This window comes from Streptomyces sindenensis, assembly GCF_014649035.1.
Taxonomy (GTDB): Bacteria; Actinomycetota; Actinomycetes; order Streptomycetales; family Streptomycetaceae; genus Streptomyces; species Streptomyces sindenensis.
The window spans coordinates 78,645-103,692 of the sequence record NZ_BMSG01000011.1 but is presented as its reverse complement, the minus strand read 5'-3'; the positions used below and the strand labels follow the sequence as shown (position 1 = coordinate 103,692).

Below are 25,048 nucleotides of genomic sequence, written 5' to 3'. Positions count from 1 at the left end.
GAGCCCGCCATGGGATACGCCCATGAATACGCCGCCGCGATCATGCATCGCGGCCGGGTCCCGATGGACCCCCCCGACTACGTACCGAACTGGCAGGACGGCCCGCGCAAGGCGAAGTACCACCCGGGCGCGGACGGATTCCCGCTGCCCGACGCCGGCTACCCGGCCGGGGCGACCGTCGACCGGGGGCTGTTCGCCGAAGGCGCCCCCGCCCAGGGCGCGTTCGACCTCCGCTCGCTCTCCGGCATGCTCCGTGACTCGTACGGTCTGACCGGCCGCCGCCTCGGCGTCCAGGCCAACACGGACCTGAACGCCCTGCCCTTCTACCCGCTCGCCAACTGGTCGCGCGGCTCCGCGTCCGGCGGCGGGCTCTACCCGGTCAGCATCCACTGGGTGTCCGGGCCGAGTGCCCCCGTACCGCCGGGGGTGCACTACTACTCCACCCGGCACCACACCATGCAGCGGCTGCTCACGGGCGATGTCTCCGGGCAGGTGCGCGAGGCGCTGGGCGACGGCGCGCCGGGGCCGGAGACCGACCAGTACCTGGTGCTCGGCATCAAGTACTGGCAGAACTCCTTCAAGTACAACAACTTCTCCTTCCACGCCGTCTCCATGGACCTCGGGGCCTGCGTCCAGACCTGGCGGATGTGGGCGGCCGCCCGGGGCCTGGCCGTCGAACCGGCTCTCTGGTTCGACGAGGAACGCCTCGCCGCCCTGCTCGGCGTGGACCCGGCGCAGGAGGGGATCTTCGCCGTCGTGCCCCTCAAATGGGACGGTACACAGGGGTGTTCGGACCGCGTCGGCGCCACCGTGCCCGTCGCCGTCGGGCACGCGGACGTCGAGCGCTCCCGTACCGTCCTCACCTTCGACGCGCTGCTTCGCATGCAGGCGGCCACCTCCGCCGACGCCACGGCCCGCCCCGCCCCGGACGCCCTCGGGCCCGCCGCCGCCCACCCCGTCGACCCGGGGCTCGCGGAGGTCGAGCTGCCGCCCGCCCGCCCGCTGGACGCCGACGTACGCACCGCGCTGCGCGCCCGCCGCAGCAGCTTCGGGCGGTTCGACGCCCAGAAGCCCGTCACCGCCGACCAGTTGGCCGCCTGCCTGGCCGCCGCTTCGGCCGGATCGCGGCTCGGCGGCGACACCGGTGACGCCCGGCTGGCGCGGGTGTACGCGTTCGTGAACCACGTCGAGGGCGTCGAGCCCGGTTCGTACGTCCACGACCCCGAGCGGCGGAGCCTGCGACGGGTGAAGGAGGGGCGGCCGGGGGAGTTCCTCCAGCGGAACTACTTCCTCTCCAACTACAACCTGGAGCAGGCCGGCGCCGTGCTCGTGCCGACCGTCCGCACCACCGCCGTCCTCGACGCCGTCGGCGACCGGGGATACCGGCTGGTCAACGCCACCATCGGGGCCGTCGCCCAGTCCGTCTACACCGCCGCCGCGGCCGTGGAGCTCGGCTGCGGGGTCGCCCTCGGCTTCGACAACATCTCGTACATCGAGGAGCTGGGTCTCGAAGGGACGGGCGAAGCGCCCCTGCTGATCATGATGATCGGCAACGAACGCCCCGCCCCCGCCGACTTCCGCTACGAGATCGCCTGAGCGGGGACACGACATGACCGACACCACGAACTCCCCTTCCGCGCCGCCCGCGTTCATGCTGCGCGTCGCCGGCCTCCCGGTCGACGAGGTCCGGGCCCTGCGCTGCCCCGACAGCCGGCGCTGGGCCGACGACGTCCTCGACACCACCGAACAGCTGGCCCTGCTCGCCGGAAAGGCCGCCGACCAGCTGCACGGACTGATCGGCGGCAGCGACGACGAACCGCTGCGCCGCGCCCTGCTGAAGCTGCGCCGCGACGTCTTCAACAACCGGCTGCCGGACCCGGCCGCCGCCGAGGACGCCCTGAACCGGGTCCGCGCCCTCGACCCGGCCGCCGCCGGGGCCCTCGCCGACTGGCTGACCGGCCGGCGCGCCCTCGCCGGCAAGCGGGACGCGGGGGCCGCCCTGCTGCGGGACGAGACCGGCCGCACCCGCACCGAGCTGGCCCGGATCGCGGGCCACGAGCGGCTGCGCAAGGGCCTGTTGCTCGCCTCGCCGACCCTGGACGCCCAGCTCGACGCCTACCGGGAGAAGGCGTCCCGCCCCGGGGCGCGGCCGGACCGCAAGCAGCGCAAGATCGAGCGCTCGCTGCTCTCCTACGTGTACCGGACCGCGTGCAAGACGAGCCCCTTCTCCACCTTCACCGGCGTCGCCCCCGGCGTCTTCGGCGGCTCGGACGGGCTGCGTACGCGGGTCGGGGAGGAGTGGCGGACGCAGGTCCGGCTCAACGTCGTGGCGCTCGGCCGGATCGCCGACGCGGTGATCGCCGACCCGGTCCGCCGGGCCGATCTGCCGCTCGCCCTCGCCTCCGGCTGGGGGCGCGACGACGACCGGGTCCGCTACGTCCGGCGCTGGGTCACCAGCGGTGACGAGGACGCGGCCGTCACCTTCGACGCGGTGAAGGACCGGCTGTTCTTCCTGCGCCGCAGCGGCACCCTGGAACGGCTGCTCGGCCTGTTCGAGGAGCGCGGCACGATCCGTTACGGCGAGCTGGCGGCCTGGCTGGAGCGGGACCGGGGGGCGGCGCGCGAGGAGTGCGAGCAGTACCTCGGGGCGCTTTTGGACGTCGGCATGGTCCAGGTGCCGTGTCTGCGGACCGAGGTCCACGACACCGACCCGCTCCGGGCCTTCCAGGACGCGCTGCGCGGCCTGGACCGCCCGTGGGCCGCCCGGCTCGCGGACCGCCTGGAGGAGCCCGCCGCGCACGCCGCCCGGTTCGCCGACGCGGCCCCGGACGAGCGGCGCGCCCTGCTGGCAGCGGTACGGGCCGGGCTGCGGGCGGTGCAGGAGGAGGAGCTGGGGGTCGAGCGCGCGAAGGTCCCGCAGACGCTGCTGTACGAGGACGCGGCGGCGGGCACGGGGCGCGCGCCGGACCAGGGCGACCGGGCTCCGGGCGGCGGGGCTCCGGCGGCACCGGGCCACAGCTCCCCGGGCGGCCCGGCCCCGGCCGTCGCGCTGGATCCCGATGCCTGGCGCGAGCTGGCCGCCGGGCCGCTGGCGGCCGTGGAGCGGGTGCTGCCCGCCTTCGACCTCACCCTCCCGCAGCGGATCACCTTCCAGGGCTTCTTCCTGGCGCGCTACGGACACGGGGGCCGCTGCGACGACCTGCTGAAGCTGGTCCACGACTTCCACGAGGACTTCTTCGACCAGTACATGTCGTTCACCGCCTCCCACACCCCGTACGACGCCGACGGCACCTACGTTCCGGAGGTCAACTGGCTCGGCCTGCCCCGGCTGCGCGCCCTGGACGACGCGCGCCGCACCTTCACCGCCCGGATGGCCGCGCTCCGGGAGGCGGCGGATCCGGACGCGGGCGAGGTGTGGCTCGACGACGCGTTCCTGGACGCGGTCGCCGGTGAACTGGACGTCCTGCGGGCCGGTTTCGCCCCGATGAGCCACCACGTCCAGATCGCCGACCGGCCGGGCGACCCGCTCGTCGTCCTCAACCGGTCCTACGGCGGGGTGTCGTTCTCGTTCACCCGGTTCACCCAGCTCTTCGACGGCCTCGACGAACAGCTCCTCGCGGACGCCGACGCCCTCGTGCCCGAAGGCGCGGTCCTCGCCGAGGTCACCGGCGGCCCGGTCACCAGCAACCTCAACCTGCACGGCAGGCTCACCCCGTACGAGATCGTCTGCCCCGGCGAACGCGGCACGCTGGACGAGGAGTTCAGGATCGACCTGGACGACCTCTACCTCGTGCACGACCCCGAGGCCGACCGGCTCGCCCTGCGCTCGGTCCGCCTGGGCCGCGAGGTCGTCCCCGTCTACCTCGGCTACCTCGTTCCCCTCGCCCTGCCCGAACTGCCCCGCACCCTGCTCCTCCTCTCCCCGACCTCGATGGCCCCGCTCAACGTGTGGGCGGGCGTCCCCGAGGGCGAGCCGCGCGGCGGGGTCACCGGGCGGCCCCGGGTGCGGCACGGGTCGCTCGTCCTGAGCCGGCGCAGCTGGAGCGCCCCGGCCGCCGTCCTGCCGCTGCACCGGCCGGGCACACCGGAGGATGGCTGGTTCCTGGACTGGCACGCCTTCCGGCGTACCCACGGGCTGCCCGACCGGGTCTTCGCGACCGTGTCGGACACCGGGGCCCGGGGCGCGACCGGCGCCAAACCGCAGTACCTCGACTTCGACAGCCCGCTGTCCCTGTCCGCCTTCGAGGCCCTGATCAAGTCCCCCGGCGCCCGCGTGGTCTTCCGGGAGATGCTGCCGGACGAGGACGCGCTGCCCACCGTCTCGGGCCCCGGCCGCCATGTCGCCGAACTGGCCGTGGAGACGGCCGTACCCGTCCGCAGGAGGACCACCTCATGACACCCCCGCCCCCCGCCGTGCCGACCGCGACCACCACCGGCGCCTGGCAGGCCACCCACGTCTTCTACGCCGCCAACCCCCGCCCCTTCCTCCTGAACTGCGTCCGCCCGCTGGTGGCGGAGCTGGAGGCGGACGGCCTGCTCGCCGGGTACTTCTTCATCAACTACTGGCTGGAGGGCCCCCACGTACGGCTGCGCCTGAAGCCGTCCTCGCCCGCCGCCGAGCCGGAGGTGGCCCGCCGCACCGAGCGGGCCGTGGACGCGTTCCTGGCCGAGCGCCCCGCGCTGTACGAGGTCGACTCCGGGTTCCTCAACGACTTCTACAACACCCTCTTCGAGATCGAGTTCCCCGGCAGCGAGCGCGGCCACTACGCGGACGAGCAGGGCCGGATGAACCTCCGCCCCAACAACTCCCGCCACCGGGAGCCGTACGAGCCGGAGTTCGGGAAGTACGGCGGGCCCGCCGGGATCGAGCTGGCCGAGTGGCACTTCCGGCACTCCAGCGACCTGGTGATCGACGCCCTCGCCACCAAGAACCTCCATCTGCGCACCGTACTGCTCGGTACGGCCGCCCAGTTGATGATGGTGATGTCCTCGACGTTCCTGCCGGACCGGGCCGATCTGACCGCATATCTGGACGACTACTACGAGTTCTGGCACCGGGCGTTCCCCGGCACCGGCTTCATCGGCACCGAGGAGTACGACACCAACTACGCCCGGACGGCGGACGGGCTGCGGGACCGGTTCGCCCGGGTCCGGGCCGCCACGGCGCCGCCCGGAAGCGCCCGCTCGCTGCCCGGATCCCTGGCGGGCTGGGCCGAGCACTGCGCCGAACTGCGGGACCGCGCCCGGAAACTGGCCGTCGACGGGGGCCTGGTGTTCCGGTCCTGGGACGGCGAGCGGGACGAACGGGTCACCGACCCGGCGGCGGCGCTGCCGCTCCTGCTCTCCCCGTACATGCACATGACCAACAACCGGCTGCACGTCACCATCCGCGACGAGGCCTATCTCAGCCATGTCCTGGGCCGGGTCCTCAAGGAGTCCGCGTGAGCGCGGCCCCCGGGGCGCTCGCCGCCTACCGCCCCGCGCTGCGGCCCCGCGTGCTGCTCAGCGATCCGCTGCTGGACGGGGCCGCGACGGTCCACCTGATCAAGGACGCCGGGACCGGGAACTCCTTCAAGGTCGGGGCCAAGGAGCACTTCCTCATCGCCCGCATGGACGGGGAGCGGAGCCTCGCGGAGATCGGCGAGGCGTACGAAGGGGAGTACGGGCGGCGCCTGGCCGACGCGCACTGGCAACAACTCCTGGCCCTGCTGGGCACGAAGGGGCTGCTGGCCGGCGCCCCCGAGCCGAAGCCCGCCCCCGCCCCCGTCTCCGTACCCGAGAAGCGCACCCTCCTGCGCGGCTCCCTCCCGCTGGTGGCCGACGCCGACGCCACCACCGCCCGCCTGCACCGGGTCTTCGGCTTCCTGCTCGCCCCCGCGGCCCTGGTGCCGCTGTTCGCGCTGGTCCTCGCCATGGAGGCGGTGGTCGTCGCCCGCTCCGGTGAACTTCTGCTCGCGGTACGGGGGTTGATGTCCAACCCGGTGCTGCTGACCGCCATGGCGATCCTGCTCTGGGTGAGCACCGCCCTCCACGAACTGGCGCACGGCGTGGTGGCCCGGCACCACGGCGGGCGGGTCGCCGAGATCGGGCTGCGGTGGCGGCTGCCCGCCGTCATCATGTACTGCACGGTCGACGACTACCTCTACCTCGGCACCCGGAGGCACCGCATCGCCACGGCCGCCGCCGGTGCGGTGATGAACCTGGTCTTCCTGCTCCCGTTCTGCGCGCTGTGGCTGTTCGCCCCGCTCGACGACGCGACGCACGAGGCGTTCGCCGCCCTCCTGCTCCTCGGCAGCGTCCAGGCGTTCATGATGCTCGTGCCGCTGCCGCCGCTGGACGGCTACAAGATCGCGTGCCAGCTCGCCGGGGCCGTCGGCCTCGCCGCCTCCGCCGGCGGCTATCTGCGGCTCGCCCTGCGCCGCTCCCCGGAGGCGGCGGCCTACCCGCGCCGGGCCCGTATCGCCTACCCCGTCTACGCGGCGGCCACGGTCCTCGTCCTGGCCGCCGTCGTCGCGGCGCTCGTGGCGGGCGTCCACCACCTGCTGACCACCTGAAGTGCCCGCCCCGGGCCCGCTGTTCCCCATCGAGGAGAGTCCCATGACGTCCACCGCCCCCCGCCCCTCGCAGGACCCCCCGACGGAACCGTCCGCCGGGCCCGCCGTCGCCCTGACCGGGGTCCACAAGACGTACGGCGCCACCCGGGCCGTCGACGGGGTCTCGCTGACCGTCGAACGCGGGGAGTTCTTCGGGCTGCTCGGGCCCAACGGGGCGGGCAAGACGACGCTCGTCGAGATCATGGAGGGCCAGCGGCGGGCCGACTCCGGCACGGTGGCGGTCCTGGGCCTCAGCCCCTGGCCGCGCAACACCGCCCTGCTGCCCCTCCTCGGCGTGCAGACCCAGGCCTCCGCGTTCTTCGTCCGGCTGACCGCCCGCGAGCACCTGGCCACCGTGGCCGCCCTCTACCGGTGCGACGCGGCGGCCGCCGAGCGCACGCTCGCCTCCGTCGGCCTCACCGAGCAGGGCGACACCCGGGTCGACGACCTCTCCGGCGGCCAGCGGCAGCGGCTCGCCATCGCCTCCGCCCTGGTCCACGACCCCGAACTGATCTTCCTGGACGAGCCGACCGCCGCCCTCGACCCGCAGGCCCGCCGCTCGCTCTGGCAGGTCCTGCGCGACCTCAAGGGCCAGGGCCGCACCATCGTCTACACCACCCACCACCTGGACGAGGCCGAGGCGCTCTGCGACCGGGTCGCCATCATGGTCGCGGGCAGGGTCGCCGCGCTCGACAGCCCCGGCCGGCTGATCGCCGCCGCCGCCCCGACCACCCGGCTGCTCGTCCCGGCCGGCCGCCTCACGCCCGAACGGGCCCGCGCCATCGAGGGCGTGGACCGGGCGACCGAGGAGGGCGGCTCGCTCGTGCTGGAGACCCTCACCGCGGGCCGGGTCCTGGCCGCCGTCGACGCGATCACGGGGCTCCAGGGCGTACAGACCAGGACGGCGAGCCTGGAGGACGTGTACCTGGAGCTGACCGGCACCGGCGCCCCGCAGCCGTGACCCCGGCCGATCCGCCCCCTCGACGCACGTACAGCGATGCAGCGATCCAGTGATCCAGCGATACGGAGACACTCCATGAGCGCCTACACCGCGCTGAGCCAGGCCGGGTACCGGGCCTACACCCGCGACCGCACCACCCTCTTCTTCACCTTCGCCTTCCCGCTGATCTTCCTGGTCGTCTTCGGGCTGATCTTCCACGGCCAGACCGTCGAGGAGAGCGGCAAGCCCTACATCAACTACATCGCGCCCGGTGTGCTGTCCTGGGGCGTCGCCAACGCCGCGGTCTTCGGCGTCGGGTTCGTCCTCATGCAGTGGCGGCGCGACGACATCCTCCGGCTGATCCGGATGACGCCCACACCGGTCTCCGCCGTCCTCGCCTCCCGCTACGTGCTGGCGCTCGCCATCGGAGCCGTACAGGCGGTTCTGTTCGTCGCGGTGGCCCTGCTCCCGTCCTTCGGGCTGCAACTGGACGGCCGGTGGCCGCTCGCCCTGCCGGTGCTGGTCCTCGGCGTCACCGCGTTCCTCGCGTTCGGCGTCATCGTCGGCAGCTACGCGAAGACCCCTGAAGCGGTCGCCGCCGTCGCCAACTGCCTGATGATTCCGATGGCGTTCCTGTCCGGGTCGTTCTTCCCGCTGGACGCCATGCCCGGCTGGATGCAGGCCCTCTCCCGGATCCTGCCGCTGCGCTACTTCAACGACGGGGTCTCCGGCGCGGTGACGGGTGACGGCTCCCTGGCCGACATCGGCGTCGCGTGTGCCGTCCTCGCCGGATTCGCCCTCGTCCTCGGCGCGGTGGCGCTGAAGACCTTCCGCTGGAGCGACAAGTCATGACGACGGCCCCCGCCCCGACCCCGCTGGACGCGGCGCGCGCCCGGCTCCAGTCCGCGCTGTCGGCCCGCCACACGGACGCGCCCGGCGCGGATGGCCTGCCCGCGCCGTACGTGGTCCCGCTCGGGGCCGCCGACGTCCTCGGCTTCGGCCACCCGGACCCGTACGCCGGCGCCCGGCCCGCCGCCACCGTGCAGCTGACCTCCCGGGCCGTCCTGATCGGCCCCTGGGGCGGCGGACCCGATGCCCCTGTCTGCGGCCAGTGCCTGGCGATGCGCTGGCAGCGGCTGCGCAGCCGGTCGGAGCGGGAGGCCCTGGAGCTGGGGTGCCGGCCGCGGGGAGCCGTGGACTGGCCGGTGCTCACCAACTACGCGGTCGACGCCGTGTGGGCGACGTACAGCGCGGTCTTCACGGGCCTTCGCGGCACCCCGGGAGAGCCCGGCCCCGGGGGGTCCGCCGCCACACGGGCCGAGCCCGGCCGCTCAGGCTCCGCCGCCGCCCCCGGAGGGCCGGACCCCGAGGACTCCACCGCGACCCCCGCCGACCGGGCGCTTCCCCAGGTCACCCGGGTCGACCTGGTCACGCTCGCCACGGCCACCTTCCCGCTGCTGCCCGAACCCCTCTGCCCCGCCTGCGTCCACGAGGTCCCGGACACGGCCGAGGCCGCCCGGATGGTCCTGGCCCCCGCCCCGAAACCGGACCCCGCCACCTACCGTCTGCGCACCCTGGACTCCTATCCGCTGCCGACCGCCGCCCTCGCCAACCCGGTGTGCGGCGCGCTCGGTTCCGACATCTGGATCAACCCCACCTCCACCACCACCGCCCCGGTCGCCGGAACCCACTTCGTCCGCGGTTACGCCGGTCTCAACGACGTCACCTGGAGCGGCCAGGCCAACCGGTACGCCACCAGCCGCACCCTCGCCCACCTGGAGGGCCTGGAGCGGTACGCGGGCACCCACCGGCGGCGCGGCACGGCCCCGGTCGTCGACAGCTACCGCAACCTCTGTGGCCAGGCACTGAACCCCGCCGACTGCGGCTTCTACACCCCGCGGACGTACGCCACCGACCCCCTGGTCAGCCCCTTCGACCCGGACCGGCCGATCCCCTGGGTCTGGGGCCACTCCCTGCGCGACGACGCCCCGGTCCTCGTCCCGTCCCGGCTCGCCCACTACAGCGCGGGCGTCGACGCCGATAACTTCGTCTTCGAATGCTCCAACGGCTGTGCCACCGGCGGCAGTCTGGAGGAGGCGATCCTCTTCGGCCTCCTCGAACTCGTCGAGCGGGACGCCTTCCTCCTCGCCTGGTACGGACGGACCCGGCTCACCGAGATCGACCTCACCGGCGCGGCCGCGCCCGCCGTCCGTTCGATGCTCGACCGGGCGGCCCTGCACGGCTACGACGTGCACGCCTTCGACACGCGGATGGATCTGGCGGTCCCCGTCGTCACCGCCCTCGCGGTGCGCCGGGACGGCGGCCCCGGCACCCTGTCGTTCAGCGCGGCGGCCGGCTTCGACCCGGCGGACACGGTGGAGTCCGCCCTGTCCGAAGTGCTCACCTACATCCCGCACCTGCCCTACCAGGTGGCCGAACGCCGGGCCGAACTGGAGGCGATGGAACAGGACTTCACCAAAGTCCGGCACCTCAAGGACCACGCCCAGCTCTACGGACTGCCGTCGATGGCCCGGCACGCCGCCGAATACCTGGAGCCGGCCGCCGTGCTCCCGCCGGCGGAGGCGTTCGCCGACTGGCAGCCGCGGCGCCCCCGCACCGGCGACCTGCTGGACGATCTGTGGTTCCTGCGGGACCGGCTGACCGAGGCGGGCCACGACGTCATCGCCGTCGACCAGACGACGCCGGAGCAGCACCGGATGGGCCTGCACACCGTCTCCACCATCGTCCCCGGGCTGCTGCCGCTGGACTTCGGCTGGACCAGACAGCGGGCCCTGCACATGGACCGGCTGCGGACCGCGCCGCGAGCGGCGGGCCGCCGGACCGACGACCTGCCGGAGGCGGAGATCAAGGCCGTCCCGCACCCCTTCCCGTGACCGGTCGGCGCACCACGTACGACAGCCCCCTCCGACCGACGGAGGGGGCAGGCGCACGAGCGGGCCGAGCTGCGGTGTCAGGCGCAGCAGGAGGTGGTGCTGGTGGTGCTGGAGCAGGTCGACGTCGAGGAGCACGACGTGGAACCGGCGAGGACGACCTCGGAGGCGTCGGAGTAGTCCGAGATCTCGAAGGTCTCCGACTCCAGCTCCAGGATCTCGTCGGCGAGGGTGGCGAGTTCGGTCTTCGGGGCCATGGTGATCTCCCTGGTCTCGTGGGGGTCCGGCCGGCTGTTCCGGCGCGGTGCCCGGGTGCTGGACCCATTGCAGGGGTGGCCGCTGTCAGATCGGCCGCGGTTTCGCTGTCACATCGCTGACACCCGGTGGCAGGGCGACGGCGCGGCACGTGACAGCCGTACGGAGCAGGCTCGTTGAGCAGAGATGAGGTGCGCGGTGGTCACAGCGGAGAGAGCCACGAGGAACGCGGACGACGACGGGCACGCGAGAGGAGCGGAGGCGGCGAGAAGGGCGGTGCGGGGGGACGAGGGGGCCCCGGGGGGCCGGCCGCCGGGAGGCGTGCCCCTGCCGCGCCCCCTGCTCCGCTCCGCCGTCGAGCTCTACCTCGACCTCCACGCCCACCCCGAACTCTCCGGCCACGAACACCGCACCGCCGGCCGCCTCGCCGCCCGGCTCGCGGAACACGGCTGTACGGTCACCCGTTCCGTGGGCGGCGGCCACGGGCTCGTCGGGGTCCTGCGCAACGGCCCCGGGCCCACCGTGCTGCTGCGCACCGAGCTGGACGCGCTGCCCGTCACCGAGGCCACCGGACTCCCGTACGCCAGCACCGTGCCCGGAGCCATGCACGCCTGCGGCCACGACCTGCACATCGCGGCGGTCACCGGCGCGGTGGAGCTCCTCGCCGCCACCCGGGACGCCTGGCGCGGCACGGTCCTCGTCGTCGGCCAGCCCGAGGAGGAAACGCTGCGCGGGGCCCGGTCCCTGCTGGAGGGCGGCAGGCTGTACGAGCGGTTCGGCGTCCCCGACGCGGTCCTGGCCCAGCACGCCGCCCCGCTCCCCGCCGGGACCCTCGCCCACGCGCCGGGCGGCGGGGAGCCCCTGATGGCGGGGAGCGTCGCCGCCGAGGCGGTCCTGCACGGCCGGGGCGGCCACGCGGCCACCCCGCACCTGAACATCGACCCGGTCCTGATCGCCGCCGCCACCGTGCTGCGCCTGCGCACCGTGGTGGCCGAGGAGACCGTGCCCGCCGAACAGGCCGTGCTCACCGTCGGCTCGGTGCGGGCGGGCGAGCGCGGCAACATCACCCCGGACCGCGCCGAACTCTCCCTGACCATCAGGGCGTTCACCAACCCGGCGCTCGACCGGCTGGCGGCCGCCGCCGAACGGGCCGTCCGGGCCGAGGCCGCCGCCTTCGACGCCCCGCGCGCCCCCGCGTTCACCGTCATCGCCCGCTCGCCCGCCCTGCGCCCCGACCCGGCGCTCACGGCCCGGGTCCGCCGGGCCCACGAGGCGCTCCTCGGCCCCGGCCGGGTGCTGGACCTCGCCGGGTCGACGGCCACCGAGGACTTCCCGCACTTCGCGGCGGGCGGGGTCCCGGTCGCGTACTGGATGCTCGGGACCACCGGAGCCGGGCCCTGGCGGGCGGCCCGCGCCGGAGGCGAGCCCGTACCGCCCAACCACGCACCCGGCTTCGCCCCCGACGTCCGGGCCGCCCTGCCCGTCGGCATCACGGCCCTGGCGGCGGCGGCCCGGCAGGTCCTCGGCCCGGGGCCCGCCGGGAACCGGGAGACGGCGTCATGACGGCTCGCCGGACCTCCCGGACCAGGGCCGTGGTCGATGTCGTCGTCGTACGCCGCGACCGCGCGGCCCCGACCGGCTGGACCACCGTCGTACGGCTGCTCGGACTGCTCCCGGGACACTGGACCTGCCACCCCGAGGTGGAGCAGGACCGGGTGGTGCTGCGGGTCGAGCTGGCCGGGACGACGGACGCGTCGGCGGTGCGGCGGGCGGTGTCCCGCGTCCTGGCCGACACGGCCCTGCGCGGCTGGGCGGAGGAGCCGCAGCCGAAGGGCGTGTCCGGCGGATCCTGACCGGGGCCTGCGGGCCTGCGGGCCTGCGGGGCCACGGAAGCCGCGGGGTCACGGGAGCCGCGGGGTCACGGGAGCCGCAGGGCTGCGGGGCCACGGGTCTGCGGGGCCGCAGGGCTGCGGGGCAGCGGCCTCCCCGGAGCCCGCCGGCGGTCAGATCCAGCCGCGTTCGCGGGCCAGCAGCGCGGCCTGCGCCCGGCTCGCCGCGCCGAGCTTCTGCATCAGATCGGCGACGTGCCGCCGGTAGGTCCGCACCGACACCCCCAGCTCCCGCGCCCCCGCCTCGTCCTTGCCCACCGTGCACATCGACACGAGCACCCGGCGCTCGATGCCGGAGGGGCGGGCGGCGGCCGCGTCCTCGCCGCTCTCCGCTCCGCCGACGGCCAGGGACAGATCGTCGGCCTGGTCCCAGATCCGTTCGAACAGGGAGATGATGTTGGAGACCAGTCCGCTGCGATGGGCCAGGAGCGCGCCCCGCGAGGTGTCGCGCGGATCCAGCGGGACGAGCGCCGCCCGGCGGTCGTAGACGAGCAGCCGCTCCGTGGTGTCCGGCGTCACCCGGATCGCCGCCCCGTGCTTGGCCAGTTCGCGCAGATAGGCGGCGGTCGGCGGGTCCTGGAGCGCCGCGCTGGAGACGACGTTGCGGATCCGCACCCCCCGCCGCAGACAGCGCAGGTCCAGCGGGCGGGACCGGGCGATGTTCTCCGGCGACAGCCGCGTGTACGGTTCCACGGACAGGATCTCGTCCCGGGCGAAGAACGCGAGGTCGTCGATCCGGTTACGGATCTGGGCCAGCCCCTCCAGCTGCTCGATGCCCTGCGGATGGGGTGTACGAGCCCCCTGCTCCGCGCGTAGACCCTCAATGACGTGCCGCGACCGGGTGACGCGACGCAGCTCCTGATGGAGCGCCGCGAGCCGCACGTCGACCAGCCGGGCGAGCGCCGCCTCGGGGTCCGCGGGGAAGATCCGCCGCTCCGCGTCCTCGGCGTGCAGCAGCCCCATCTCCTGGAGCCGGGCGATCCGGGCCCGGGTCTGGCCGTACCGGGAGCGCAGCAGGGGGTGGAGATCGTCGGCGCGGGTCCCGGGGTTGCGCAGGAAGTGCCGGTAGATCTCCTCCTCGGCCTCCGGGACCCCGAAGACAGACATCTCGTTCTCGCCCACGTACGCCCCCCGATGCCGATGCCGTGGGGCTGTCGCACCGAGGGGGATCGCCCCGCGTCGCCCGCCCCGGCCGCTGCTCGCTCTCGCCCGTGCCCGGTACTTGCCTCTGTGAGGACCGCGTGCATGACGCTCTCGCGCCACTCCGCACGTCCCGTTGTGCAAGGGTCGGGCAAAGACTAGACGCTGGGATCACTCCTGTGAGGATCCCCGGCACAACTGTGTGCGATACGGAGATGAACGGTGTACGACCGTCGACGAGCGGCGGCCCCGGCACGGCGGGCGGCGAAGCGGCCGGCACGGCGGGCGGGGGAGCGTCCCGGGGCGTCCCGGCCCGCCGGTCGGCCGGTTGCGGGAGCGGCTGTCACCCCCGGGTCGTAACCTGGAACCCCCGGCGCGTCACACGTGTCGGGCCCTTCGCGTTGCCCGGCAGCCGGCCGCCGGCAACGTCCGAGCCACCGCTGATCTGATCCCGGACGGAAACTTCATGAGCCTGCACGGTCTGCTGGATGTCGTCGTTACGGACCCGGCGCTCGCCGAGGCGGTGAAGGCCGCCGAAGACGGGCACCGGGCCCATGTCGACCTGGTGGGCCCGCCCGGCGCGCGCCCGTTCGCCGTGGCCGCGCTGGCCCGGCAGACCGGCCGGACCGTCCTGGCCGTCACCGCCACGGGCCGCGAGGCCGAGGACCTGGCCGGGGCCCTGCGCACGCTGCTGCCGCCGGACACGGTCGCGGAGTACCCGTCCTGGGAGACCCTGCCGCACGAGCGGCTCTCGCCCCGCTCCGACACCGTGGGCCGCCGCCTCGCCGTGCTGCGCCGCCTGGCGCACCCCCGCGAGGACGACCCGGAGACCGGCCCGGTCTCCGTCGTCGTCGCCCCGATCCGCTCCGTCCTCCAGCCGCAGGTCAAGGGGCTCGGCGATCTGGAGCCGGTGAGCCTTGCGGGCGGGCAGAGCGCGGACCTGGGGGAGGTGGTGGACGCACTGGCGGCCGCCGCGTACTCCCGGGTGGAGCTGGTCGAGAAGCGCGGTGAGTTCGCCGTACGCGGCGGGATCCTGGACGTCTTCCCGCCGACCGAGGAGCACCCCCTCCGGGTGGAGTTCTGGGGCGACGAGGTCGAGGAGATCCGCTACTTCAAGATCGCCGACCAGCGGTCGCTGGAGGTCGCGGCGCACGGGCTGTGGGCCCCGCCCTGCCGCGAGCTGCTGCTGACCGACCAGGTCCGCGAGCGGGCGGCGGCGCTCGCCGAGCTCCACCCGGAGCTGGGCGAACTGCTCGGCAAGATCGCCCAGGGCATCGCGGTCGAGGGCATGGAGTCCCTGGCCCCGGTCCTCGTCGACGACATGGAGCTGCTGCTCGACGTGCTGCCGAAGGACGCGATGGCGATCGTCTGCGATCCGGAGCGGGTGCGGACGCGGGCCGCCGACCTGGTCGCCACCAGCCAGGAGTTCCTCCAGGCGTCGTGGGCGGCGAGCGCGGGCGGCGGCGAGGCCCCGATCGACGTGGGCGCGGCCTCGCTGTGGGGCATCGCGGACGTCCGGGACCGGGCCCGCGAGCTGGGCATGATGTGGTGGTCGGTCTCCCCGTTCGCCGCCGATGCCGCCGACCACGACGACGACACCCTCCAGCTCTCCATGCACGCCCCCGAGGCGTACCGGGGCGACACCGCCCGGGCGCTCGCCGACACCAAGGGCTGGCTGGCCGACGGCTGGCGCACGGTGTACGTCACGGAGGGGCAGGGGCTCGCCACCCGTACGGTCGAGGTGCTGAGCGGCGAGGGCATCGCGGCCCGCCTCGACGCGGACCTGTCGGAGATCTCCCCGTCCCTCGTCCACGTCTCCTGCGGGGCGATCGAACAGGGCTTCGTCGACCCGGCGCTGAAGCTGGCGGTGCTCACCGAGACCGACCTGACCGGCCAGCGCACGGCCACCAAGGATCTCGGCCGGATGCCGGCCCGCCGCAGGAAGACGATCGACCCGCTGACGCTGGAGGTCGGCGACTACATCGTCCACGAACAGCACGGCGTCGGCCGGTACGTGGAGATGGTGCAGCGCACGGTCCAGGGCGCGACCCGCGAGTATCTGCTCGTCGAGTACGCCCCCGCCAAGCGCGGCCAGCCCGGCGACCGCCTCTACATCCCGACCGACCAGCTGGAACAGGTCACCAAGTACGTCGGCGGCGAGGCCCCGACGCTGCACCGGCTCGGCGGCGCGGACTGGACGAAGACGAAGCAGCGGGCGAAGAAGGCGGTCAAGGAGATCGCCGCCGACCTGATCAAGCTCTATTCCGCCCGCATGGCGGCCCCCGGCCACGCCTTCGGCGCGGACACCCCCTGGCAGCGGGAGCTGGAGGACGCCTTCCCGTACGCGGAGACGCCCGATCAGCTCTCCACGATCGCCGAGGTCAAGGAGGACATGGAGAAGACGGTCCCGATGGACCGGCTGATCTGCGGCGACGTCGGCTACGGCAAGACGGAGATCGCCGTCCGGGCGGCGTTCAAGGCGGTGCAGGACGGCAAGCAGGTGGCGGTCCTGGTCCCGACCACACTCCTGGTCCAGCAGCACTACGGCACGTTCACCGAGCGCTACTCCCAATTCCCGGTCAACGTGAGGGCGCTGAGCCGCTTCCAGTCGGAATCGGAATCCAAGGCAACGCTCGAAGGCCTGAAGGACGGCTTGGTCGACCTGGTGATCGGCACGCACCGCCTGTTCTCCTCCGAGACGAAGTTCAAGGACCTCGGCCTGGTCATCGTGGACGAGGAGCAGCGGTTCGGCGTCGAGCACAAGGAGCAGCTGAAGAAGCTCCGCGCCAACGTCGACGTGCTCACGATGTCCGCGACCCCCATCCCCCGTACGCTCGAAATGGCGGTCACCGGCATCCGCGAGATGTCCACGATCACCACCCCGCCGGAGGAGCGCCACCCGGTCCTCACCTTCGTCGGCCCGTACGAGGAGAAGCAGATCGGCGCGGCGATCCGCCGCGAACTGCTGCGCGAGGGCCAGGTCTTCTACATCCACAACCGGGTCGAGTCCATCGACCGGGCGGCAGCCCGCCTCCGCGAGATCGTCCCCGAGGCGCGCATCGCCACGGCGCACGGCCAGATGTCCGAACAGGCCCTGGAACAGGTGGTCGTGGACTTCTGGGAGAAGAAGTTCGACGTCCTGGTCTCCACGACGATCGTCGAGTCGGGCATCGACATCTCCAACGCCAACACCCTGATCGTGGAACGCGGCGACAACTTCGGCCTCTCCCAGCTCCACCAGCTGCGCGGCCGGGTGGGCCGGGGCCGCGACCGGGGCTACGCCTACTTCCTCTACCCCCCGGAGAAGCCTCTCACCGAGACGGCCCACGAACGTCTGGCGACCATCGCCCAGCACACCGAGATGGGCGCGGGCATGTACGTGGCGATGAAGGACCTGGAGATCCGGGGCGCGGGCAATCTGCTCGGCGGCGAGCAGTCCGGCCACATCGCGGGCGTCGGCTTCGACCTCTACGTCCGCATGGTCGGCGAGGCCGTCGCCGACTACCGGGCCCAGATGGAGGGCGGCGTCGAGGAGGAGCCCCCGCTGGAGGTCAAGATCGAGCTCCCGGTCGACGCGCACGTCCCGCACGACTACGCCCCCGGCGAGCGCCTGCGCCTCCAGGCCTACCGCGCGATCGCGTCGGCCTCCTCGGAGGACGACATCCGGGCGGTCCGCGAGGAACTGACCGACCGCTACGGCCCGTTGCCCGAACCGGTGGAGAACCTCCTCCTGGTGGCGGGCCTGCGCATGCTGGCCCGCGCCTGCGGAGTCGGCGAGATCGTCCTCCAGGGCTCCAACATCCGCTTCGCCCCGGTGGAGCTGCGCGAATCCCAGGAGCTGCGCCTGAAGCGCCTGCACCCCAAGACGGTCATCAAGCCGGCCGCCCACCAGATCCTGGTCCCGCGCCCGACGACGGGCAGGATCGGCGGCAAGCCGGTCATCGGCCGCGAACTGCTGGCGTGGACGGGCGAGTTCCTGACGACGATCCTGGGGTCGTAGGCCCCTGAAGCTCTGCGAACGACCGGGCCCCGGGGGCGCCTAGCTCCCCGGGGTGTGCGAACGATCGGGCCCTGCCGCGTTGCTCGCCCGGCGGGGCCCGTGCATCGATCGGACCGCATCGACGCCCGGGCGGGGCAAGGCCGTTGTCATCCCCCGGCGGCAGCCGCCCGGCCCGGCGGGCCGGACTCCCCAGCCGTCGCCGGCCCGTGGGCGCGGCGGGCGTCACTTCACCACGACGTTGTCCCCGGACGACTTCGAGGCCCCGGTGGTGGTGTTGCCGTAGTACGCCCAGCGCCACGTACCGGTTCTGGAGGCCTTCACGGTCGTTTTGAGGTTGCCCGAGCCGTCCGCGTAGATCTTCTTCACCGTGGTGTAGGAGGTGGAGCCGGAGGGCTTGAACTGCAGGCTGACGTGGCGGCCGCCGTAGGAGGCGTACTTCCTGGTCTCCCAGTTGGCCCGGGTGACCTTGCCCGTCACGGTGATGGTCCTGCCCTTGGCCACCGGTTCGGGCGAGGCGTTGACGGTCAGACGGGAGTTGCGCTGGACGCGGACCGTCAGTCCCGTGGCGTCGATGTCTTCGCTGCCGTCCTTGAAGCGCACCTCGCCCGCGACCTTCCAGGCTCCGGCCTCGCTGTTGCGCATGTCCCACACGCTCGGGTCGAAGTACATCGTCTCGTCGATGTCGCAGACACCGATCCGGTTGGGGCAGTCGTTCGTCCCGATGTTGTGCCACAGCGTGTCATCCGCACCGTTGCGGTAGAGCAACACCAGGGGCGCCCACTTCCACGCGCGCGTGGTCAGCACCCGAAAGGAGGCCGGTACCGCGACCTCGTTCGTCGTCCCGATCACGATCGGCTTGCCACCGTTCACCTGGACACGGCTGAACGAGGCCCCGCCCTCGGCCGCCCCGGCCGGCGCCGCGGCCACGGCCGTGAACACCGCAGCCGCACCACCGGCCACGACGGCTTTCCAGACCCGCTTCCCCACCTGATCCCCGATCTCCGTACCGAAAGGCGCCGGAGGCTCATCCCTCCAGCGTTTTAGAGACACCCGACATCCGTCCGGGGTTGTATCCCGCATCAGGTCGTCGAGGACCACGGCGAACGGGACCTCGTCCGTCGCTCAGGAAGGCTCACGAGGGCAGCGTGAGCCGTGCCGGTCAGTCGGCGCGACCGCCCTCCGGCGCGAAGACCGACGCGGCCAGTGACCGGAACGCCTCCTCCGGGTCCCGGCCCGCCATCGCGTCCGCGAGGTTGCCGCTGAGCAGCAGCGTCGCGAAGCCGTGGGCCAGCGACCACGCGGCCACCCCCGCCAGCCGGTCGTCCTCGCCCCGGCCGGCCGGGGGAAGGCCCGCCACGCCGGAGCGCAACGCCTCGGTCGCCCGGGCGCGGGCGGCCAGCAGGTCCGGGTCGTCGGCGCGGTGCAGGTCCGGCTGGAACATCACCTGGAAGTGCGCGGGGTGCGTCGCCGCGAACCGTACGTACGCCACGCCCCGCTCCCGTAGGTCAGGGGCCCCGGCCAGCGCGTCGGCGAACAGGGCGTACCCGTCGGCGGCCACGGCGGTCAGCAGGCCCGAGCGGTCCTTGAAATGGTGCGCGGGCGCGGCGTGCGAGACGCCGGCCCGGCGGGCCAGATCGCGCAGGCTCACGGCGGCGGGTCCTTCGGCGGCGATGACGTCGAGGGCGGCGGTCAGGAGGGCGCGCCGCAGATCGCCGTGGTGGTAGGTGCGCTCGCTGGTCATGGGCAGCACCCTACCCGGCATCTAGTCATTGACAAGTTCAGAGGGGGTGAGCATGCTGGAGGCTCGATCTAGTCAATGGCAAGATATGGGATTGCCGTCCGGCAAGTCCGGGAGAGGTGGAGATCATGACCGGAGAGCCAGCCCGCGTGCGGCAGATGTGGCACCTCATGGAGCCCCTGCACGCCGTCCTCTACTACGCCCCCGCCGCCTTCGAGGAGGCCGCCGCGCTGGGGTACGACACCGAGGAGCGCTGGCCGAGCTACTTCGCCTGGCGGGCGGCTCCGCTGGGGGCGGTGGGCGCGGACGAGGTGGTGCGGACGTTCCACAGCTTCGCCCCGGGGATGGTGGAGGGATGCGTTCCGGCCGGCTGGGCGGTCGCCGGCCCGGGCGCCGTGCTCGCGGCCCGGCTGCGGGCGGTCGACCGGACCTACCGGGCGCTGTTCGGGGACCGGGTGGCGGGGCCGGAGTTCGCGGAGGCCGCCGCCCTGGCCCGCCGCGCGGCGGAGGCGGCGACCCCGGGAGCCCTCGGTGGCCTCGGAGCCGCCAACTCCGCCCTGCCCTGGCCCGACGCCCCGCACCTGGCGCTCTGGCAGGCGGCGACGGTCCTGCGTGAACACCGGGGCGACGGGCACATCGTCGCCCTGAGGGCGGCCGGCCTCGATGCGGTCGAGTCGCTGGTCTCCTTCGCGGCGGTCGGCGCGGCGGCCCCCGAAGTGTTCGCGAGCCGGGGGTGGAGCGCCGAGGAATGGGGCGCGGCCCGGCGGCGGCTCCAGGAACGCGGACTGCTGGCGGCGGACGGCACGGCCACGGACACGGGACGCGAGCTGCGGGCGGAGGTGGAGCGGCGCACCGACGAGGAGGCCGCGGCGCCGTGGCGGGCGCTGGGGTCGCCGGGGCGGGAGAGGCTGGCGGAACTGCTGGGGGAGCCGTGGCTTGAGGTCATCGGCTCGGGGCTGCTGCCGTCCGAGAACACCCTCGGTATCGGGAAGGTGTGACCCGCGCGGAAAGGGTGTGCCTCCCGAGCGTGCCCCCACACTCCGGCGCACGGACGTGTCGTGGCCGGCCGCCCCTAGGATTCTCGGCGTCCGGTCTCCTCACCATCAGGACGGCTCCCCCGTGATAGCTCTCCGTACGCCCCGCCGCCCCACGCACCGAGCGGCCACCCTGCCCGCCCTCGGCGCCCTTGTCGTGATCACCCTGGCGAGCGGCTGCGGCCCCGACGACCTCGCGGCCGACGGCGACAGCACGAGTGGCGGCACCAACGGCGGCGCGCAGTCCGCCGAGGGCTTCGGCGTCAGCCCGCTGGACAACCCGGACGGTACGAAGCCGGGCCTGGCCCCCCTCACCAGCGACGCGGACCGGGCCGCCGCCCGGCAGCTCATCGAGAAGGTGGCCACGAAGGGGCGCGGCCCGAAGACCGGCTACGAGCGGGACAAGTTCGGCTACGCCTGGAAGGACGGCGTCGACGGCATCCCGCTCGCCCGCAACGGCTGCGACACCCGCAACGACCTGCTCGCCCGTGATGGCAAGGACATCGAGCACAAGGCGGGATCCGACTGCATCGTCATGGCGATGACGCTCCAGGACCCCTACACCGGCGAGACCATCGACTGGCGCAAGCAGCGGGCGACGAAGGTGCAGATCGACCATGTGATGCCGCTGTCCTACGACTGGCAGATGGGAGCCGCCCGCTGGAACGAGTCCAAGCGCGAGCAGATCGCCAACGACCCGCTCAACCTCCTCCCGGTGGACGGCCCTGCCAACAACGCCAAGCGCGACTCCGGCCCCGCCTCCTGGCTCCCGCCGTACAAGCCGATCCGCTGCTCGTACGCGGTGCGGTTCGCCCAGGTCTCGCTGAAGTACGACCTCCCGGTCACCACGGCCGACAAGCGGGCCATGCTCGCCCAGTGCGGCGGCTGACCGGGCGTCCCGCGTCAGGGTCTCCGCGCCGGGCTGTTCAGGAGGCTCCTCCCGAGCTCGGTGGAAGTGTGCAGCACTCGGTTACCGTGCCGCGCGGTCTGGATGAGGCCGGCCTCCCGCAGGACTGTCGCGTGTTCGCTGGCGCTCGCCGGTGAGATCCGCAGAAGCCGTGCGATCTCCGTCGTGGTGGAACCGGAGTGTGTGGTCACGGTCTCCAGAACAGCGGTCCGGGTTCGGCCGAGCAGAGCAGCGACAGGAGATGCGAGGCCACCTGCTGACGGGGCGGGCGTCAGTAGGGCGAGCGAGGCGAGACAGTCGTGCCGGCCGCAAGGGTAGGTGACGATGGGCGGTGAGCTGCCGTCGTCGAGCACCGAGGCAGAGGTCGTCTGGAACACGCTGGGAACGAGAAGCAGTCCGCGTCCCTGCGGGTGCAGGTCGTAGACCGTGGAGGCGAGGACCGTTCTTATTTCCAGCACCGGCGGCTTCCACTGAACCCAGTGCGGGTTCGCCTGGGCGAGCAGTGTTTCCACGCCGCCGGTCAAGAACTGCCGCAGGCGCAGCGTCCGGTCCGATGACTGCAGATTCGTGATGGGCGTCCAGTAGGGCTGCAGCAGCACCTCGTAGAGGTGTGCCCATCCGTCGTGGAAGGCCTCACGCACTTTCGCGTCATCCGCAAGCCTCTGTGTCCAGGCGGGGAGTTGCTCCGTTTCGGAAACAGCCGCCAGATCCGCCGCTATTCGGCGGCTGGGAATCGCACGTACGCGCTCCAGTTCCTGGTCCGGGCTGCTGCTCCCCTGCGGACAGAGGAAGTCGGGGAGATTGCCGTACAGCGGAACCATCGACAGGGCCATCCGAGCCTGGGCGGACAGCAGCGGGAGGGCGCGTCTCCGCCAGGCGTCCAAGCGGGCGGGCTGGGTGCGGCGTTTGAGCAGACGAGCTGCTGCCGTGAGATCGACCATGGGCATGGGGGCTTCCGCGACCCGGACCCTGGCCAGATCGTCGGCGGTCAAGTGAATGCGGTAGACCATGCCATCTGCTCCTCGCCGTGTGAAAGCAGCTTGATGGAACGCCCATGTTCGGACCAGACCGAATGAGGTCGAGAAGACGTCTCCCTTGGCCAGATCCTTGCGGCAACAGAACGGAGAGACGAAGTGGTGTGGTCAAACGCGTTTCTGCTGCTGGAACAGGGCGTGAAGGAGAGTCACGGATCGATCGCGCTGGTCGGCGCGGCTCTCGTCATACTGAGTACCAAGGTGAGATCGGTCAATCCGCTGTGGCTGGGATTGGCTCTCCTCTCCCTGGCCGTGCTGCGATGACGCGCGCTTCACCAGCGGCAATGCCGGGGGGAGGCCACAGCCGCTCTCACGGCAGCGGGGCCGGCCCCAAAAGGAGCGGCCCCGACAGAGGTGCTTGCGCATCGGTCCGGGGGCGGTCGCCACCGGTCCGGTCAGACCTTGCCGCCGCAGATCACGTCGTACGGGCGGCCCATCGCCATCATCAGCTGCATCGGCTCCGTGGTCGCCGCCGGGCACTCCGTCTTCTCCTTGACGAGGCCGAGGACCTTGAAGTCGTTGGCCCCGGCCGAGGCGCAGGCGATCTCCTTGGCCGTCGCCGAGACGCAGTCGCCCTCGACGAGCTGGCCGTCGCCGGCGCCCGCGTCGCCCGGGTGGTCGCCCGTCAGGTTGCGGCCGCAGACCGTGTTGGTCGGGATGCCGCCGCCCTTCTTGCCGTCGCCGGAGCCGAAGACCCGGGAGACCTGGATGATCAGGTCCGTTCCGGCCGGGCACTGGATCGCGTTGGGCAGGAAGCTCGCGTCCTCGATCTTCAGGGCCTTGAAGGTCGCGCCCTGGTCGTCGCAGTCGAAGGCGCGGTAGCCGTCCGGCTTGTTCTCCGGGTCCGGGCCTCCGCAGTCACCGATCTCCCACGATCCGCCCTTGCCGTCCGAGGCCGACGACGAGGAGGACGAGGACCCCTTCGACTGCGACGACTCGTCACCGAAGATCTTGGACGCCCCGTAGCCCAGGCCGAGGATCACCGCGAGCACCACCAGGCTCTGCAGGCATCCGGCGCCTCTCCGGGGGCGGTTCGGTGTATTGCCGGGCTGGGCCATGGTTCTGCTCCTCGACGGTGACGCACGGGTGACGCACGGGTGGCGCACGGGGTGGAAAGTCACGGGTGGGGACGCGGCATGCACACCTCACGGTTCCGGGCGGATCACATCGGCCCCGGAGTGCCCCCGTCCAGCTCCTTGACCAGGAAGCGGGCCGGATCCGCGACCTCGTGCCGGACGCCGTCGTCGTCGATGTACGCGTACCGGTCCAGGTAGCGGCAGCCCGTCTCCCGGTAGCCGATCCGCAGGTAGAGCGCGGCCGCCCGGGCGTTGTCGTCGTCCACGCCCAGGCCGACGAGGGGGTGGCCGGCGGCCCGGACCCGCTCCTCCGCCGCCCGGATCAACGCCGTACCGATGCCCCGGGAACGCAGCTCCGGTGGCCAGATGCCGAGCCCGTTCAACTCGGGGCAGCCGGGGAAGCGGGCCTGTACCTCCGGGGCCGCGCAGCCCCGCCACAGGATCTGCGCCGTCCCGACGGGTACGTCGCCCTCGGCCCAGGCGGTGAGGAAGGTGGCGAGCCCCTGCTCCTGCCGGTCGAACCGGGCCGCGTGCCGCCGGGTCCGGCCGGGCGAGGGCATGTGCCGTTCCAGCACGTCGAGGTCCGCCGCCCGGCAGGGCCGGATGCGTACGGGGACGGGGGAGCCCGGTGATGGTGGTGTCGTCGTCATGCGGCGAGAGGGTAGCCGGGCGGCCCGCCCTCAGGAGCGCGGTGGCCCCGCGCCGATATTTCGCTGGTCAGAGCGGTGCGGGCTGCCTAGGGTCCTGGCGTATGGAGCTGAACATCACCACCCTCGCCGAGCGTCCCGAGCTCGCCGGCGCCCTGGACGGCATGCCGGACACCTGGCCGGAGTTCGTGCTGGAGGACATCGTCGGATGGGCCAACTTCGCCCGGATCGCCGTCGAGTTCCCCCAGTACGTGCTGGTCGCCACCGACCCCGAGGGTGTGGTGGTCGCCCGCGCCTACAGCGTGCCCTTCGTGCTGGACGCTCCCGGGCGCGGTGAACTGCCCGTCGGCGGCTGGGACCGGATGCTGCTGTGGGCCTTCGCCGACCTGCGGCGCGGGCGGACGCCCGACACGCTCGGCGCGATCGAGATCACGGTGGCCACCGGCCATCAGGGCAAGGGGATATCGGGCCGGATGCTCGCCGCGATGCGGGACAACGCGCGGCGGCAGGGCTTCCGGGAGGTCGTCGCCCCGGTGCGGCCGAGCGGCAAGCACCTCAGGGCCGGTGTGCCGATGGAGGAGTACGCCCGGCTGACCCGCCCCGAGGACGGGCTGCCCGAGGACCCCTGGCTGCGGGTCCACGCCCGGGCGGGCGGGACGGTGGACTCGGTCGCCACCGTGTCGATGACGGTGAGCGGTTCGCTGGCGCAGTGGCGGGAATGGACCGGGCTGCCGTTCGACACGGACGGTCCGGTGGAGGTGCCGGGGGCGCTCGTCCCCGTGCACTGCGCGCTCGATCACGGGTACGCGGTGTACGTCGAGCCCAACGTGTGGGTACGGCACCGGCTGTGACGGCGAGAGGCGCTTCCGCGGCGTCGCCCACCTCCGCGCTCCTCGTCATCGAC

General features: G+C 73.1%; 21 protein-coding genes. 14 read left to right on the top strand and 7 right to left on the bottom strand.

All coding sequences use genetic code 11. The annotated features are described in order from the left end of the window. Positions 1 to 9 precede the first annotated feature (9 nt). The 7 genes from IE145_RS14960 to IE145_RS14930 all read left to right on the top strand — a co-directional run bounded on the left by IE145_RS14960 (position 10) and on the right by IE145_RS14930 (position 10,427). A complete protein-coding gene (locus tag IE145_RS14960) occupies positions 10 to 1,596 on the top strand; it encodes a SagB family peptide dehydrogenase (RefSeq protein ID WP_189525549.1) in 1,587 nt (528 codons plus the stop codon). A 13-nt stretch (positions 1,597 to 1,609) separates the two neighbouring features. Further along, positions 1,610 to 4,396, top strand: coding sequence for a lantibiotic dehydratase (locus tag IE145_RS14955; RefSeq protein WP_189525548.1), 2,787 nt, complete (start codon positions 1,610 to 1,612; stop codon positions 4,394 to 4,396). Then, on the top strand, positions 4,393 to 5,445 hold the full coding sequence (locus IE145_RS14950; protein ID WP_189525547.1) for a lantibiotic dehydratase C-terminal domain-containing protein: 1,053 nt from the start codon (positions 4,393 to 4,395) through the stop codon (positions 5,443 to 5,445). The genes IE145_RS14955 and IE145_RS14950 overlap by 4 nt, the downstream gene beginning before the upstream one ends. After that, positions 5,442 to 6,554, top strand: a complete 1,113-nt coding sequence (locus IE145_RS14945) for a M50 family metallopeptidase (RefSeq protein ID WP_189525546.1) — start codon at positions 5,442 to 5,444, stop codon at positions 6,552 to 6,554. The genes IE145_RS14950 and IE145_RS14945 overlap by 4 nt, the downstream gene beginning before the upstream one ends. 43 nt (positions 6,555 to 6,597) lie before the next feature. Next, entirely contained in the window at positions 6,598 to 7,554 is a 957-nt protein-coding gene (locus tag IE145_RS14940; RefSeq protein ID WP_189525545.1) for an ABC transporter ATP-binding protein, read from the top strand. 75 nt (positions 7,555 to 7,629) lie between these two features. Then, positions 7,630 to 8,385, top strand: coding sequence for an ABC transporter permease (locus IE145_RS14935; protein ID WP_189525544.1), 756 nt, complete (start codon positions 7,630 to 7,632; stop codon positions 8,383 to 8,385). After that, a complete protein-coding gene (locus tag IE145_RS14930; RefSeq protein ID WP_189525543.1) occupies positions 8,382 to 10,427 on the top strand; it encodes a TOMM precursor leader peptide-binding protein in 2,046 nt (681 codons plus the stop codon). The genes IE145_RS14935 and IE145_RS14930 overlap by 4 nt, the downstream gene beginning before the upstream one ends. A gap of 77 nt (positions 10,428 to 10,504) precedes the next feature. Here the strand turns inward: IE145_RS14930 and IE145_RS14925 are convergent, their stop codons facing one another. Then, positions 10,505 to 10,681 (bottom strand): thiazolylpeptide-type bacteriocin, encoded by a 177-nt coding sequence (locus tag IE145_RS14925; protein ID WP_150198276.1) that lies wholly within the window; start codon positions 10,679 to 10,681, stop codon positions 10,505 to 10,507. A gap of 184 nt (positions 10,682 to 10,865) precedes the next feature. On the opposite strand from IE145_RS14925, the gene IE145_RS14920 reads away from it, so the two are divergent. Together IE145_RS14920 and IE145_RS14915 are read left to right on the top strand one after the other, a co-directional pair. Beyond that, positions 10,866 to 12,242: an amidohydrolase gene (locus tag IE145_RS14920; protein ID WP_189525542.1), complete on the top strand. Its 1,377-nt coding sequence runs from the start codon at positions 10,866 to 10,868 to the stop codon at positions 12,240 to 12,242. Next, a complete protein-coding gene (locus IE145_RS14915; RefSeq protein WP_189525541.1) occupies positions 12,239 to 12,532 on the top strand; it encodes a hypothetical protein in 294 nt (97 codons plus the stop codon). The genes IE145_RS14920 and IE145_RS14915 overlap by 4 nt, the downstream gene beginning before the upstream one ends. A 150-nt stretch (positions 12,533 to 12,682) precedes the next feature. On the opposite strand, the gene IE145_RS14910 is transcribed toward IE145_RS14915, so the two are convergent. Then, on the bottom strand, positions 12,683 to 13,690 hold the full coding sequence (locus IE145_RS14910) for a helix-turn-helix transcriptional regulator (protein ID WP_189525540.1): 1,008 nt from the start codon (positions 13,688 to 13,690) through the stop codon (positions 12,683 to 12,685). 484 nt (positions 13,691 to 14,174) lie between these two features. On the opposite strand from IE145_RS14910, the gene mfd reads away from it, so the two are divergent. After that, positions 14,175 to 17,708, top strand: coding sequence for a transcription-repair coupling factor (gene mfd / locus IE145_RS14905; protein ID WP_189525539.1), 3,534 nt, complete (start codon positions 14,175 to 14,177; stop codon positions 17,706 to 17,708). A gap of 222 nt (positions 17,709 to 17,930) precedes the next feature. Here mfd and IE145_RS14900 read toward each other — a convergent pair whose 3' ends face one another. After that, complete coding sequence (locus IE145_RS14900; protein ID WP_189525538.1) at positions 17,931 to 18,695, bottom strand: hypothetical protein; 765 nt, start codon at positions 18,693 to 18,695, stop codon at positions 17,931 to 17,933. Between the two features lie 172 nt (positions 18,696 to 18,867). Next, positions 18,868 to 19,449, bottom strand: a complete 582-nt coding sequence (locus IE145_RS14895; RefSeq protein WP_189525537.1) for a TetR/AcrR family transcriptional regulator — start codon at positions 19,447 to 19,449, stop codon at positions 18,868 to 18,870. 125 nt (positions 19,450 to 19,574) lie between these two features. Between IE145_RS14895 and IE145_RS14890 the strand changes: the two genes are divergently transcribed. Together IE145_RS14890 and IE145_RS14885 are read left to right on the top strand one after the other, a co-directional pair. Continuing rightward, a complete protein-coding gene (locus IE145_RS14890; RefSeq protein ID WP_189525536.1) occupies positions 19,575 to 20,444 on the top strand; it encodes an SCO6745 family protein in 870 nt (289 codons plus the stop codon). 121 nt (positions 20,445 to 20,565) lie between these two features. After that, a complete protein-coding gene (locus tag IE145_RS14885) occupies positions 20,566 to 21,369 on the top strand; it encodes an HNH endonuclease family protein (protein WP_189525535.1) in 804 nt (267 codons plus the stop codon). A gap of 14 nt (positions 21,370 to 21,383) precedes the next feature. Here the strand turns inward: IE145_RS14885 and IE145_RS14880 are convergent, their stop codons facing one another. Further along, a complete protein-coding gene (locus IE145_RS14880; protein ID WP_189525534.1) occupies positions 21,384 to 22,397 on the bottom strand; it encodes a winged helix-turn-helix domain-containing protein in 1,014 nt (337 codons plus the stop codon). Between the two features lie 123 nt (positions 22,398 to 22,520). Here IE145_RS14880 and IE145_RS14875 point away from each other — a divergent pair, with 123 nt between their 5' ends. Next, positions 22,521 to 22,685, top strand: a complete 165-nt coding sequence (locus IE145_RS14875) for a hypothetical protein (protein WP_189525533.1) — start codon at positions 22,521 to 22,523, stop codon at positions 22,683 to 22,685. Positions 22,686 to 22,816: 131 nt separating this feature from the next. Here the strand turns inward: IE145_RS14875 and IE145_RS14870 are convergent, their stop codons facing one another. Both IE145_RS14870 and IE145_RS14865 read right to left on the bottom strand, forming a co-directional pair. Beyond that, positions 22,817 to 23,479: a hypothetical protein gene (locus tag IE145_RS14870; RefSeq protein WP_189525532.1), complete on the bottom strand. Its 663-nt coding sequence runs from the start codon at positions 23,477 to 23,479 to the stop codon at positions 22,817 to 22,819. A 104-nt stretch (positions 23,480 to 23,583) separates the two neighbouring features. Next, positions 23,584 to 24,147, bottom strand: a complete 564-nt coding sequence (locus IE145_RS14865) for a GNAT family N-acetyltransferase (protein ID WP_189525531.1) — start codon at positions 24,145 to 24,147, stop codon at positions 23,584 to 23,586. A 101-nt stretch (positions 24,148 to 24,248) separates the two neighbouring features. Between IE145_RS14865 and IE145_RS14860 the strand changes: the two genes are divergently transcribed. Then, positions 24,249 to 24,995 (top strand): GNAT family N-acetyltransferase, encoded by a 747-nt coding sequence (locus tag IE145_RS14860; RefSeq protein WP_189525530.1) that lies wholly within the window; start codon positions 24,249 to 24,251, stop codon positions 24,993 to 24,995. Positions 24,996 to 25,048: the final 53 nt, after the last annotated feature.

Coding starts and splice junctions, on each gene's coding strand:
- IE145_RS14960 (WP_189525549.1), top strand. CDS start 10: ATGGGATACGCCCATGAATACGCCGCCGCGATCATGCATCGCGGCCGG.
- IE145_RS14955 (WP_189525548.1), top strand. CDS start 1,610: ATGACCGACACCACGAACTCCCCTTCCGCGCCGCCCGCGTTCATGCTG.
- IE145_RS14950 (WP_189525547.1), top strand. CDS start 4,393: ATGACACCCCCGCCCCCCGCCGTGCCGACCGCGACCACCACCGGCGCC.
- IE145_RS14940 (WP_189525545.1), top strand. CDS start 6,598: ATGACGTCCACCGCCCCCCGCCCCTCGCAGGACCCCCCGACGGAACCG.
- IE145_RS14935 (WP_189525544.1), top strand. CDS start 7,630: ATGAGCGCCTACACCGCGCTGAGCCAGGCCGGGTACCGGGCCTACACC.
- IE145_RS14930 (WP_189525543.1), top strand. CDS start 8,382: ATGACGACGGCCCCCGCCCCGACCCCGCTGGACGCGGCGCGCGCCCGG.
- IE145_RS14925 (WP_150198276.1), bottom strand. CDS start 10,681: ATGGCCCCGAAGACCGAACTCGCCACCCTCGCCGACGAGATCCTGGAG.
- IE145_RS14920 (WP_189525542.1), top strand. CDS start 10,866: ATGAGGTGCGCGGTGGTCACAGCGGAGAGAGCCACGAGGAACGCGGAC.
- IE145_RS14915 (WP_189525541.1), top strand. CDS start 12,239: ATGACGGCTCGCCGGACCTCCCGGACCAGGGCCGTGGTCGATGTCGTC.
- mfd (WP_189525539.1), top strand. CDS start 14,175: ATGAGCCTGCACGGTCTGCTGGATGTCGTCGTTACGGACCCGGCGCTC.
- IE145_RS14895 (WP_189525537.1), bottom strand. CDS start 19,449: ATGACCAGCGAGCGCACCTACCACCACGGCGATCTGCGGCGCGCCCTC.
- IE145_RS14890 (WP_189525536.1), top strand. CDS start 19,575: ATGACCGGAGAGCCAGCCCGCGTGCGGCAGATGTGGCACCTCATGGAG.
- IE145_RS14880 (WP_189525534.1), bottom strand. CDS start 22,397: ATGGTCTACCGCATTCACTTGACCGCCGACGATCTGGCCAGGGTCCGG.
- IE145_RS14870 (WP_189525532.1), bottom strand. CDS start 23,479: ATGGCCCAGCCCGGCAATACACCGAACCGCCCCCGGAGAGGCGCCGGA.
- IE145_RS14865 (WP_189525531.1), bottom strand. CDS start 24,147: ATGACGACGACACCACCATCACCGGGCTCCCCCGTCCCCGTACGCATC.
- IE145_RS14860 (WP_189525530.1), top strand. CDS start 24,249: ATGGAGCTGAACATCACCACCCTCGCCGAGCGTCCCGAGCTCGCCGGC.